Below are 12,873 nucleotides of genomic sequence, written 5' to 3' on the forward strand. Positions count from 1 at the left end.
GTGATACTATAATCTAAGTGTATTTTGACGTGGGAGGAGGTTCAGGATGAATCGAATATTTCGTAATACGATATTTTATTTATTAATATTCTTAGTTATTGTCGGGATTGTGAGCGTGTTCCAAGCAGATCCTGATGAAACGAGTGAATTTACATTCAATGAATTCCAACAGGAATTAGAAAACGATAACATTGATTCATTATCGATTCAACCAGAGTTAGACGTGTATGCAGTGCGTGGGCAGTTAAAGGGTGCTGCGGAAGACGAATTTTTCACCGTAAATGTACCAAACCTTGAAGCTTTTCTTGTAGAAGTATTAGACGCTACAGGCGGTGAAGGTGTAAACGAATTAGTGATAGAACCTGCAGATGAACCAAGTGGATGGGTGAACTTTTTCACTGCAATCATTCCATTTGTGATTATCTTCATATTATTCTTCTTCCTCTTGAGTCAAGCTCAAGGCGGTGGCGGAAAAGGTGTCATGAACTTCGGAAAGAGCAAGGCGAAACTTGTAAGTGAGGATAAGAAAAAGGCTCGCTTTAAAGATGTAGCCGGGGCTGACGAAGAGAAACAAGAATTAGTGGAAGTAGTAGAGTTCTTAAAAGAACCTAGCAAGTTTGCTGAGATTGGTGCTCGAATTCCAAAAGGGGTTCTCCTAGTTGGACCACCAGGTACCGGTAAGACATTGATTGCACGAGCAGTAGCTGGTGAAGCAGGTGTTCCGTTCTTCTCTATTAGTGGTTCAGACTTCGTAGAGATGTTCGTAGGTGTCGGGGCATCCCGTGTACGAGACTTATTTGAGAACGCGAAGAAAAATGCACCATGTATCATCTTTATTGATGAAATTGATGCAGTTGGTCGTCGTCGTGGAGCCGGCTTAGGCGGGGGACATGATGAGCGTGAGCAAACATTGAACCAATTGCTTGTAGAGATGGATGGTTTTGGAGTTAATGAGGGAATTATCCTCATCGCTGCAACAAACCGTGCCGATATTCTTGACCCTGCTTTACTTCGTCCTGGACGTTTTGACCGTCAAATTATGGTAGGTCGACCGGATGTAAAAGGCCGTGAAGCAGTCCTTGAAGTGCATGCAAAAGGAAAACCTCTAGGAGACGATGTGAATTTAAAGGCTATAGCACAGCGTACACCAGGTTTTTCAGGGGCAGATCTAGAAAATCTTCTTAACGAAGCTGCTCTCGTGGCTGCACGTACTGACTTGAAAAAAATTAATATGGAATCTATTGAAGAAGCTATTGACCGTACGATTGCTGGTCCATCAAAGAAATCACGTGTCATTTCCGAGAAGGAAAGAGGCATTGTAGCTCATCACGAAGCCGGTCACACAGTGGTAGGTGTGAAGTTAGATGGAGCAGACTTAGTACACAAGGTAACGATAGTACCAAGAGGTCAAGCTGGTGGATATGCGATGATGCTTCCTAAAGAAGATCGTTATTTCATGACTAAACCAGAATTATTAGATAAAATTGTTGGTCTATTAGGTGGACGTGTAGCTGAGGAAGTTATTTATAACGAAGTAAGCACAGGCGCACACAATGATTTCCAAAGGGCAACTGGAATTGCTCGTAAGATGGTTATGGAATACGGAATGAGTGAGAAACTCGGTCCGGTACAGTTCGGGAACTCACAAGGTGAAGTCTTCCTGGGACGAGACATAAACAGTGAGCAAAATTACAGTGAAGCAATATCATTTGAGATTGATCAAGAGGTACAACGTATCCTGAAAGAATCTTATGAACGTTGCCGTCAAATCCTCACGGAAAACAAAGCTAGCCTTGAGCTCGTTGCGAAAATGCTATTGGAGCATGAAACGTTAGATGCAGAGCAAATTAAATCAATTATTGAGGATGGTAAACTTCCGGATGATCATCATTTAACGAAAAAATTGAATGGTGAAGATGATTTGAAAGTGAACATTCAAGGCAAGGAAGAAGAAAAAGACGCAATGGAGGATTTCATAGGTTCAAGTTCTGAAGAGAATGAGACATCTGAATCGGATGAAAACTCTAAAGAAGATAAAGATAAATAATTTTGAAAGACAGGGATGCCTCAAAAGGTCATAAACGACCTTTTGAGTCACCCTCTTTTTTTGCAAGAACATATAAGTGACAGCTATCTTTACGCCACACGTATCAAGGGAAGTTCGCTTCCTTTCGAGTAGCACCTACAACACGCAATACGTAGATGCTACTCGGGGGTGGCTTTAAAGATTACGCTGTATTTAATAAAAGACACTAGGCGTTTTTCTTATGTATTGGTTGTGTTAAAAGTCAAAGGAGGCTTTTTAACACAACCTCTTTCATTAGCAAAGACCGTCATACATAAAGAAACGGAGAAGAGGTGGAGGTTTTGAACCTCGTGATAGAAGTAGGGAACTCGAAAATTGCGATAGGAGTCTTTGACAGGGAAGGTCTCAAATATGATTGGACCATTGAGACAGATTCCAGAAAAACAGAAGATGATTACGGCATGACTTTTCGGACACTTTTTCAGTTTGAGGGATTGGACTGGAAAGAGTTTGAAGGGGCTATTATGTGCTCAGTGGTACCAACGATGGATCAAAAAATGAAAAGAATGTGTCAAAAATATCTTCATATCGAGCCAATGACTATGGGACCCGGTATTAAAACAGGTATTAATATCCTTTATGAAAACCCGCGTGAAGTTGGTTCAGACCGTATCGTCAATGCTGTAGCGGGCATAACTCTCTATGGAGCGCCCCTCATAATCGTCGACTTCGGGACAGCTACGACGTTTTGCTATATCAATGAACGGAAACAGTATGTAGGAGGAGCAATCGCTCCAGGTATGAATATATCGATGGATGCTTTATATGAACGAGCGTCAAAGCTTCCAAAAATTGAAACAGTAAAAACAAAAAGTGTTATTGGCAAAAATACAATTCAAGCGATGCAGTCAGGTTTTTTATACAGTGTAGTGGGTCAGGTCGAAGGTATAGTTAAACGAATGAAGAAGGAAGCAAATGTAAACCCTAAAGTAATCGCAACAGGGGAACTGGCCTCTATAATTAAAGAAGAAACAGCTATAATCGATGAAATTGATAATAAGCTGACATTGAAAGGTCTTCAAGTAATTTATGAGAGAAATCACGCTTAATAGGTGAGGGGAGAAGGAACTACAATGAAGGATTATTTAGTGAAGGCATTAGCGTATAACGGTACAGTAAGGGTGTATGCTATTCGAACAACTGAGATGGTAAGAGAAGCTGCAAGAAGACAGGGAACATGGAGAACAGTTACGGCAGCGCTTGGTCGAGCATTAACGGCAGGTACGATGATGGGCGCAATGTTGAAAGGTGATGAAAAGCTAACCGTAAAAATTGAAGGAAATGGGGAGGCTAGTCCAATTATTGTGGACGCCAATGCCAAAGGAAAGGCCCGTGGTTATGTAAATCAGGCTAAATTAGACCCAGAACGGAAAGAAAGCGGAAAGCTAAACGTTTCCGGCGTAGTTGGGGAAGTAGGAACATTATCAGTAGTGAAGGACCTTGGAATGAGGGATTACTTTACTGGTAGTGTACCGCTCGTATCGGGCGAATTAGGCGAAGATTTCACATACTACTTTGCTTCATCAGAACAGACACCATCTTCCGTAGGTTTAGGTGTTGTCATTGGAAAAGATGACGACGTATTTGGCGCAGGAGGCTTCATCTTGCAAATGATGCCTGGTGCAACAGATACAACAATTGATGAGATTGAAGAGCGCTTAAAAGAGATTCCTCCCATTTCTCAACTTATTCACGAGGGGCTCACCCCTGAGCAAATTATAGAGAAATTGGTCGGCGAAGCAAATCACAAGATTTTAGAATCGATGGATGTTGCGTTTGAATGTAATTGTTCAAAAGAAAGAATCGGGAACGCTATTATCGGTTTGGGGGAAGATGATATTCGGGCAATGATTGAGGAAGACGGCGGTGCTGAAACTACTTGTCACTTTTGTAATGAACAATATCATTTCTCCAAGAAAGAACTTCAAGAGATGTTATTGGAAAAATAAGACTTAGTAAATTCTTGACGGAAGGAAAAGGATTTGCTAGGATGAATATAATTAAACCAATCAAAGTACTTGGTTTTAAAGGAGGAGAAAGACAAATGGCAAAAGTTGTAAATTCTATTTTAGATTTAATTGGGGACACACCATTAGTTAAACTTCAACGATTAGTGACAGAGGACCATGCGGATATCTATCTAAAGCTTGAGTATATGAATCCTGGAAGCAGTGTAAAGGATCGTATCGCATTAGCAATGATTGAGGATGCAGAGGAATCAGGAAAGCTCAAAGCAGGAGATACGATTGTAGAACCAACAAGTGGGAACACCGGTATTGGGCTTGCAATGGTTGCTGCCGCTAAAGGTTACAGAGCAGTATTGGTAATGCCTGAGACAATGAGTATGGAACGTCGTAATTTACTTCGCGCATACGGTGCCGAAATCGTTCTAACTCCTGGACCAAAGGGTATGAAAGGTGCGATCGCGAAAGCTAGTGAGTTACAAAAAGAACACGGATATTTCATGCCTCAACAGTTTGAAAACGAGGCGAATTCAAAAGTACACCGTGAAACAACAGGAAAAGAATTAGTAGATCAAGTTGGCGATCAACTGGATGCATTTGTTTCAGGGATTGGTACTGGCGGAACGATTACTGGTGCTGGCGAAGTCTTGAAAAAGAAATTCCCTAACCTTCACGTGGTTGCACTAGAGCCAGAAGATTCTCCTATCTTATCCGGTGGAGATCCAGGACCACACAAAATTCAAGGTATTGGGGCAGGGTTTATCCCTGGTATCTTAAATACAGAAATTTATGATGAGGTTATGAAAGTAACGACAGAACAGTCTTTTGAATATGCTCGTCGTGCAGCAAAAGAAGAAGGTATTCTAGGCGGTATTTCATCTGGAGCAGCGATTTATGCTGCATTGGAAGTTGCGAAACGTTTAGGAAAAGGTAAAAAAGTTGTTGCGATTATCCCAAGTAATGGGGAAAGATATTTAAGCACACCGTTGTATCAATTCGAAGAAGAATAAATTGTACGTAAAGAGTCGACATTCTGTCGGCTCTTTTTTTCGAGGGTGTTTAAAACGATAGTTATTTTACTTCAAACGAAGGTGCTCAAATTTGCTCTAGGCAGACTTCTATTTACTGTAATAAACAGCTAATTAACCATTCCATTAAAGTATTTCCTTTCATATAGATTGCACCTCGTACGTATCCGCCGTATAATGAGTGAAAGAAAATAATTAAGATTCAGGCAGCGTGAGGTGGACAGGCCATGACTAATATAAACCGGGTAGTGACAGGCGAAATGGATAGTTTATTGAGTCAGGAAAGTGACTGGTTTGATACCTACGTCCATCTGTCTAAAGAAGAAAAGCACCATGTGTTATTAGAAAGTGGTCGAGGAGGTAAGTATTCGATTATTGGACTAACTCCATGGGCAATCATCAGAGGGAAAGACAAACGACTTTCCATTCAGTCAAATGGGGAGGTAACAAATTACGATGGACCTCTGCTAGAATCATTAAGAACTTGGTATACGTCCTTTACTATAAAGACTAATCCAGAACTTCCTGATTTTCAAGGAGGTTTAATTGGCCAATTTAGCTATGATCTTATTCGGGAAATTGAAGTTCTGCCTCAGAAAGCAAAAGATGACTTGGAAACAGATGATCTATTTTTAATGGCATTTGACGAAGTGATTGTGATTGACCACCTTCAGGATCGCATATGGTTTATTGTGATTTCTGAGGGTGGTGAGGAAGCGGTTCAACAGAGAATAGAGGCATTGAAGACAAGATGGCATAAAGCGGGGAAAGAAAGTAATTTATTGACTTCAAAATACGACTATCCTGAGAGTTCAAAGGAAACTTTACTATTAAAAGACGACATTCAACGATCGGTTCCAATGGAAGAGTTCAAGGATGCAGTTGAGAAAACTAAAAATTATATTTCGAACGGAGATGTATTTCAAGTGAACCTTTCCGTTCGGGAATCACGAAAACTTAAGACAGACCCTCTTCATATCTATGAGTGTCTTCGTCGGATTAATCCATCGCCATATATGGGTTATTTGCATGCTCCGGATTTGCAGTATGCGAGTGCATCTCCTGAATTACTTGTCAAAGTCAAAGGAGACGAGGTTAGTACACGACCTATTGCAGGAACAAGGTCACGCGGGAAAACAGAAGAAGAAGATCAACTACTAGTAGATACCTTGATAAACAATGAAAAAGAACGTGCCGAACATATTATGCTTGTTGATTTGGAACGGAACGATTTAGGGCGAGTCTGCCGATATGGTTCTGTTGAAGTAGACGAGTTAATGGTCATTGAAAAATACTCTCACGTGATGCATATTGTATCTAATGTCAAAGGGAAAAAAGTCGAGGGATTAGACGTCTTTGATGTTATTGCTGCAACATTTCCTGGAGGTACCATTACCGGTGCACCCAAAATACGAACGATGGAAATAATTGAAGAGCTGGAACCTGTTAGACGTGGTGCATACACTGGATCACTTGGGTGGATTAGCTTCACCGGAGATATGGAATTAAATATTACCATTCGAACCATGGTCGCAAAAGATGGTGTCGGTTACGTACAGGCAGGTGCAGGAATTGTAATTGATTCGGATCCCGCTGCGGAGTATAAAGAGTCATTCAAAAAAGCAAAGGCATTATGGAGAGCAAAAGAATTGAGTGAAGAAGAGTTAACAAACAAAGCATAGCTGAGGAGGATTTAAGATGATTTTAATGATTGATAATTACGATTCTTTTACGTATAACTTAGTACAATATTTAGGTGAAATGGGTCAGGAACTAGTAGTTAAGCGAAATGATCAGATAACATTGGAGGAGATTGAAAAGCTTGCTCCCGATTATTTAATGATATCACCAGGGCCTTGCTCGCCAAATAAAGCCGGTATAAGCATGGAAGCGATTGAGAAATTTGCTGGGAAAATACCTATTTTCGGCGTTTGTTTAGGGCATCAGTCCATGGCGCAGGTTTTTGGTGGAGATGTGGTAAGAGCAGAACGGTTAATGCACGGAAAAACATCCGAGGTAAAACATGATGGGAAGGGTGTATTTCGAGATTTACCAAATCCCTTCGTTGCAACAAGATATCACTCCTTGATTGTAAAACGGGAAACATTACCGGATTGCTTTGAGGTCACTGCTGAAACGGACGTGGGAGAAATCATGGGAATTCGTCACAAGGATTTACCGGTAGAAGGAGTCCAATTTCACCCGGAATCAATTATGACCGATGTAGGAAAACGACTTTTGCGTAACTTCCTGGAATCTCATAAGGGGTATAAACCGGAATGTACCTCTTTGTAGACGGTGAATTTTTACCTGCTGAAGAGGTTCAAGTGTCTCCTTTTGATCACGGGTTTTTATATGGACTAGGTTTGTTTGAGACTTTTCGGACATATGAGGGCCATCCTTTTCTCCTAGATGATCATATGAAAAGACTTCATGATTCCGCAAAAGAGATGAATTTAAAACTGGACACTTATGATCGGGAGACTGTTACCAAAGTCATCGAAGAGCTATTGCGGCTAAATGAATTAACTGACGGCTACTTTCGTTGGAACGTTTCCGCAGGCGAACGAGGGATAGGTTTATCGACAGAAGAGTATGAAAAACCGCGAACGATAGTCTACGTGAAACCATTGCCAAGCAAAAAGAAGTTTGGTAAAAAGGCGCAAACGCTGACTTTAAGAAGAAATTCCGCAGAGGGGTCAAAACGTTTAAAGTCTCATCACTATTTAAATAATATTTTAGGTAAACGTGAGCTAGGAGATAGTGCAGATGCTGAAGGGATCTTTCTAACAGAGGATGGTTTTTTGTCGGAAGGTGTTGTGTCCAATTTGTTTTGGTATAAAGATAAGACGTTGTACACGCCCGATTTAACTTGTAGTTGTCTCAATGGTGTAACAAGACAATTTCTAATGGGTCTTGCTGATCGAGCTGGTTTTTCTGTAATGGAAGGTCGGTATTCGGAGTCAGCAGCATTATGTGCGGAGGAAATAATGGTCACGAACTCTGTTCAGGAGATTGTGGCTATCGACAAATGGAATGACACAGTTTTTCCGGGTGTGAAAGGCGTATTTTTTCAACAAATGCAGAATCAGTATGAACGCTATGTGACTAGTCTTTGGAGTAAAGCGGATCTTTAAGACGATGGACCGCCATCATTAGTGCAGCATTCTAGCGAAAAGGAGATCTACTATGAGGAAAACAACAACCTTAACGTGGAATAGATTCAGTTTGGATTTTTCCGAAAAAACAGCGATTATGGGAATTTTGAATACAACGCCTGACTCGTTTTCTGATGGAGGGAACTTCAACGAAACGGATGCAGCGGTAATACGTGCAAAGGAAATGGTCTCGCAAGGAGCGACTATCATTGATATCGGCGGAGAATCGACCCGTCCGGGAGCAACGTTAGTGGATGCTGAAGAAGAGCTAAAACGGGTAATCCCAGTGATAAAAGCGGTGAGAGAAGCGGTAAATGTACCAATATCCATCGATACGTACAAAGCAGTGGTTGCTGAAAAGGCAATTCAAGCAGGAGCCAATATGATAAATGACGTATGGGGTTGTAAAAAGGACCAGAGAATGGCTTCAGTAGCTGCAACCTATGGCGTGCCGATTATTGTGATGCATAATCGTGAAAAAGCGGATTATAAAAATCTGATAGAAGACATGCAGTCTGATCTGAAAGAGAGTATTGAGATTTGTCTTCAAGCTGGTGTAAGGAGAGAACAAATTATCTTAGACCCCGGCATTGGTTTTGCGAAAACATATCAAGATAACATGCAAGTGATGCGGGAATTAGAAGTATTCACAAGAATGGGTTATCCGGTCTTGCTCGGAACTTCGCGTAAATCACTTATTTCAAAAACTTTAGACGTACCTGTCAATGAAAGAATGGAAGGTACAGGAGCTACAGTTTGTCTTGGCATAGAAAAAGGTTGTGACATTGTCCGAGTTCATGATGTTTTGGAGATGACTAGAATGGCCAAGATGATGGATGCGATGCTTGGTAAAGGTGATCACTCGCTTTCAAAGGCTGTTAATTAGGGGGTTTTTGTATGGATAAGATTTTGGTTCAAGGGATGCGGTTCTACGGCTATCATGGAGCTTTCCCAGAAGAAAATAAATTAGGTCAACGTTTTTATGCCGATGTCACGTTAGAACTGGATACAAGGGGCGCCGGTGAAACAGATGATTTATCGAAAACCGTTAATTATGCAAAAGTGTATGAATTGACAAAGGAAGTGATTGAAGGCGAACCCGTTAAACTTGTTGAAACCTTAACAGCTCAGTTATCCGATAGATTGTTGGAAGAGTTTTCAATTGTTGAGGCATGTGTAGTGAAGGTAATTAAACCTGACCCGCCGATTCCCGGGCATTATGATTCGGTAGCTGTTGAAATCCGTCGAGAACGAGGGAAAGACTGAGTATGGCAGAGAATTTATCTTACATTTCGTTAGGGTCAAATCAAGGTAACCGGGAAACTCATTTGCAATCCGCCATCGAAGAATTAAATCAACATTCGGAGATTAAAGTCCTAAAAGTCAGTCCTATTTATGAAACAGAACCAATTGGAAATACGGCACAATCTTCTTTTCTCAATATGGTAATTCAGACTGAAACAACATTAACCCCTTTGAAATTACTAGAGACGACGCAACGCATTGAAAATATCGGTGGAAGAGAACGAACGGAAAAGTGGGGTCCACGCACAATAGACCTTGACATTTTATTGTATAATGAAGAAAACATAGTATTGGAAAAACTAGAAATCCCGCATCCTCGTTTATTTGAGCGGGGTTTTGTATTAATACCATTAAAAGATATTGCTCCAGACTTACGGTTTAAGGACGGCCAAGCCATTGATTACTATCTTCATCAATTAACCGATAAAGAAGGTGTGAGGATATGGAAGAGCTCATTTGGGGGAGACGAATCCGAGCATTTCGAAAACTGAAAGGATACACTCAAGAAGAGTTTGCTAAACTAATTTGTGTATCTGTATCAGTTCTTGGAGAGATCGAGCGAGGAACTAGAAAACCTGAAGACGATATATTACTAAGTGTAGTAACAACATTGGGTGTCACATATGAAGAGTTGACATCCATTAATTAAAAGAGGTGAGTAATATGTTGAGAATTGGGGATATCACCTTGAACACCCCAGTTGTATTAGCTCTGATGACCGGAGTTTGTAATTCGGCATTTCGCTTGATTGGCAAAGATTTCGGTGTTGGCCTTGTGTGTGCTGAAATGGAGTGGTAAAACCATTCTTCACCAAAATGAACACTCCTTAAAAATGCTATTTGTTGATGAGTGAGAAAAACCATGGAGTTTACAAATCTTCGGTGGGACACGAGAGACACTAGTTGAAGCAGCAAAAGTAGTCGATAAATTTACAAACACAATAAGTTGACAATGAGCTAGAACTTGCCTATAATACCCCTGAGATTAACCAACTGCCAGTGCCACACTGGCAGTTTCTTCTTTATTTAAAGAGGAATTACAAGTACACTTAATAGAGAAACGGTCAGAAGATATGGAGCACGTTATATCTGTGAAAAAAATAGGGAACAATGAATGACAGGAGATGGTAGAGTTGAGTCAAGAAATTGAAGGATCAGATCAACTGAAGGTACGCCGAGAAAAATTAAAGAATATGCTTGAAGCCGGCATAGATCCGTTTGGGTCACGTTTTGAGCGGTCGCATGACGCAGAGTCAATCAAGACATCATTTGATGGGTTTGATAAGGAAGAATTAGCGGAGAAGGAAGTTCCTGTAACTGTAGCTGGAAGAATGATGACGAAACGAGGAAAAGGTAAAGCTGGTTTTGCTCATATACAAGATCTTTCCGGACAGGTTCAGTTGTATGTTAGAAAGGACGAAGTAGGGGAAGAACAATACGATATTTTTACACGCGCGGATATCGGAGACATAATAGGTGTTTCAGGAGTTGTTTTCAAGACGAAGGTAGGGGAACTGTCTGTAAAAGCCCAGAATCTTCAGATGTTAACGAAGTCTCTTCGACCACTTCCTGATAAATATCATGGTCTTAAAGATGTTGAGCAACGTTATCGTCAGCGCTATTTGGATCTTATTGTTAATCCCGAAGTGAGGGATACTTTCGTTTTGAGAAGCAGAATATTACAATCCATGCGTCGATACTTAGATGATCACGGTTACTTAGAGGTAGAAACACCAATGATGCATTCGATTCCTGGCGGGGCTAGTGCACGACCGTTCGTCACTCACCATAATGCGCTTGATATGACGCTATACATGAGAATTGCAATTGAGCTCCATCTAAAGCGGCTTATTGTAGGTGGATTAGAAAAAGTATATGAGATTGGACGAGTCTTTCGTAACGAAGGAGTGTCGACTAGACATAACCCTGAGTTTACAATGATTGAGTTATATGAAGCTTATGCGGATTACGAGGATATCATGTCACTTACAGAAAACCTCATTGCTCATATTGCTCAAGATGTTTTAGGAACATCGACTATTCAATATGGAGAGGAAGAGATTAATCTTCAGCCTAAGTGGAAGAGAATTCATATGGTAGATGCGATAAAAGATCACACAGGAGTAGACTTTTGGAAGCAAATGTCTGACGAAGAAGCACGTTCACTTGCAAAGGAACATAAGGTTCCAGTTAAGGATACGATGAAGTTTGGACATGTGGTTAACGAATTTTTCGAGTTCTTTGTAGAAGAAAAATTGATTCAACCAACTTTTGTATATGGCCATCCTTTAGACATTTCTCCATTAGCTAAGAAGAATGAAGACGATCCGCGGTTTACTGATCGTTTTGAGTTATTTATCGTTGGGCGAGAACACGCCAATGCTTTTTCAGAGTTAAATGACCCTATTGATCAACGTCAACGCTTTGAAGCGCAGTTAGTAGAAAGAGAACAGGGTGACGATGAAGCGCACATGATGGATGAGGATTTTGTAGAGTCCTTAGAATATGGCTTGCCTCCTACAGGAGGTTTAGGAATAGGGATCGATCGAGTTGTCATGCTTTTGACAAACTCAGCTTCTATTCGCGATGTATTACTCTTCCCGCAAATGCGCCAGAGAGATGAAAACCAAGAAAACTAATCGCTTATTATTAAACTCACACGTCGAGAAATACTTCGTGTGGGTTTTTTAGTTCCTATAATAGCATTTCGGCAAGGTTTTATAGAATCATCTATGAATGCACTAAATGTAATGAATGAAACAACCAATTCTAGGAGCAACACCAAAGTTAGCCTATGTGCGGCCTTTAAATGCTTACCTAAAATGAGTGTGGAGTGATTGTATCGATAAGGAGATCCATGATCTTCTGAAGAAGAGATACCTCTAATATAAATAACTCTAGGCAATGGTTTTTACTCTTTAATCCAAGGAACTCATAATATGCGGGTTCCTTTATTTCATTATAAGTATGGAAAGTAAAATAAGTATTTTGGCTATACAATTCTATAGGTCTATTCATTTGTTGTAAAACTTTTAAAAGATTATTGTATTTTTTCTTGCAAACTTGTTTGTAACTAGGTATTATAGAGGGACTGTCTGCCTAAAAGCAGAGTTAGTTCACCAAGGAAATATTCTCCAACAATATTTTTTGAATAAAGTATTGCATTGTAGATCAATAACATGGTATATTATTATCCGTCGCCAAAACATTAAACTTTCTAACGAAAAAGCAAATAAACTTTTTTCTGCAAAGTAGTTGACCGTGACGTTGAAAGATGGTATATTAATTGAGTCGCCAAAAACGACAACACAAAATCCGAATGATAGATTAAGC

At 40.4% G+C, this 12,873-nt stretch carries 12 protein-coding genes and 1 pseudogene; all 13 read left to right on the forward strand.

Annotated elements, in window-relative coordinates; genetic code table 11:
* The first annotated feature begins 46 nt into the window (after positions 1–46).
* Positions 47–2,047 (forward strand): ATP-dependent zinc metalloprotease FtsH, encoded by a 2,001-nt coding sequence (ftsH, locus tag ACHABW_RS19600; RefSeq protein WP_435757798.1) that lies wholly within the window; start codon positions 47–49, stop codon positions 2,045–2,047.
* A gap of 320 nt (positions 2,048–2,367) precedes the next feature.
* Positions 2,368–3,135, forward strand: a complete 768-nt coding sequence (locus tag ACHABW_RS19605) for a type III pantothenate kinase (RefSeq protein WP_435757800.1) — start codon at positions 2,368–2,370, stop codon at positions 3,133–3,135.
* 24 nt (positions 3,136–3,159) lie between these two features.
* A complete protein-coding gene (gene hslO, locus ACHABW_RS19610) occupies positions 3,160–4,035 on the forward strand; it encodes an Hsp33 family molecular chaperone HslO (protein ID WP_435757802.1) in 876 nt (291 codons plus the stop codon).
* Positions 4,036–4,130: 95 nt separating this feature from the next.
* A complete protein-coding gene (gene cysK, locus ACHABW_RS19615; protein WP_435757820.1) occupies positions 4,131–5,060 on the forward strand; it encodes a cysteine synthase A in 930 nt (309 codons plus the stop codon).
* A 245-nt stretch (positions 5,061–5,305) separates the two neighbouring features.
* Positions 5,306–6,760 (forward strand): anthranilate synthase component I family protein, encoded by a 1,455-nt coding sequence (locus ACHABW_RS19620; protein WP_435757804.1) that lies wholly within the window; start codon positions 5,306–5,308, stop codon positions 6,758–6,760.
* A gap of 16 nt (positions 6,761–6,776) precedes the next feature.
* Positions 6,777–7,373, forward strand: coding sequence for an aminodeoxychorismate/anthranilate synthase component II (pabA, locus tag ACHABW_RS19625; protein WP_435757806.1), 597 nt, complete (start codon positions 6,777–6,779; stop codon positions 7,371–7,373).
* Entirely contained in the window at positions 7,358–8,215 is an 858-nt protein-coding gene (gene pabC / locus ACHABW_RS19630; RefSeq protein ID WP_435757808.1) for an aminodeoxychorismate lyase, read from the forward strand. Before pabA ends, pabC begins: the two co-directional genes overlap by 16 nt.
* Before the next feature lie 52 nt (positions 8,216–8,267).
* Positions 8,268–9,122 (forward strand): dihydropteroate synthase, encoded by an 855-nt coding sequence (gene folP, locus ACHABW_RS19635; protein ID WP_435757810.1) that lies wholly within the window; start codon positions 8,268–8,270, stop codon positions 9,120–9,122.
* 11 nt (positions 9,123–9,133) lie between these two features.
* Complete coding sequence (folB, locus tag ACHABW_RS19640; protein WP_435757812.1) at positions 9,134–9,502, forward strand: dihydroneopterin aldolase; 369 nt, start codon at positions 9,134–9,136, stop codon at positions 9,500–9,502.
* A 2-nt stretch (positions 9,503–9,504) separates the two neighbouring features.
* Positions 9,505–10,032: a 2-amino-4-hydroxy-6-hydroxymethyldihydropteridine diphosphokinase gene (gene folK / locus ACHABW_RS19645; RefSeq protein ID WP_435757814.1), complete on the forward strand. Its 528-nt coding sequence runs from the start codon at positions 9,505–9,507 to the stop codon at positions 10,030–10,032.
* Positions 9,984–10,190 (forward strand): helix-turn-helix domain-containing protein, encoded by a 207-nt coding sequence (locus tag ACHABW_RS19650; RefSeq protein ID WP_110938020.1) that lies wholly within the window; start codon positions 9,984–9,986, stop codon positions 10,188–10,190. The genes folK and ACHABW_RS19650 overlap by 49 nt, the downstream gene beginning before the upstream one ends.
* Before the next feature lie 14 nt (positions 10,191–10,204).
* Positions 10,205–10,478, forward strand: a pseudogene (locus ACHABW_RS19655) (tRNA-dihydrouridine synthase); the annotation flags it as partial.
* Between the two features lie 195 nt (positions 10,479–10,673).
* Positions 10,674–12,179: a lysine--tRNA ligase gene (gene lysS, locus ACHABW_RS19660; protein WP_435757816.1), complete on the forward strand. Its 1,506-nt coding sequence runs from the start codon at positions 10,674–10,676 to the stop codon at positions 12,177–12,179.
* The last annotated feature ends 694 nt before the right edge of the window (positions 12,180–12,873 follow it).

The sequence above is a fragment of the Salipaludibacillus sp. CF4.18 genome (assembly GCF_051262595.1).
GTDB classification, from domain to species: Bacteria; Bacillota; Bacilli; order Bacillales; family Salisediminibacteriaceae; genus Salipaludibacillus; species Salipaludibacillus neizhouensis.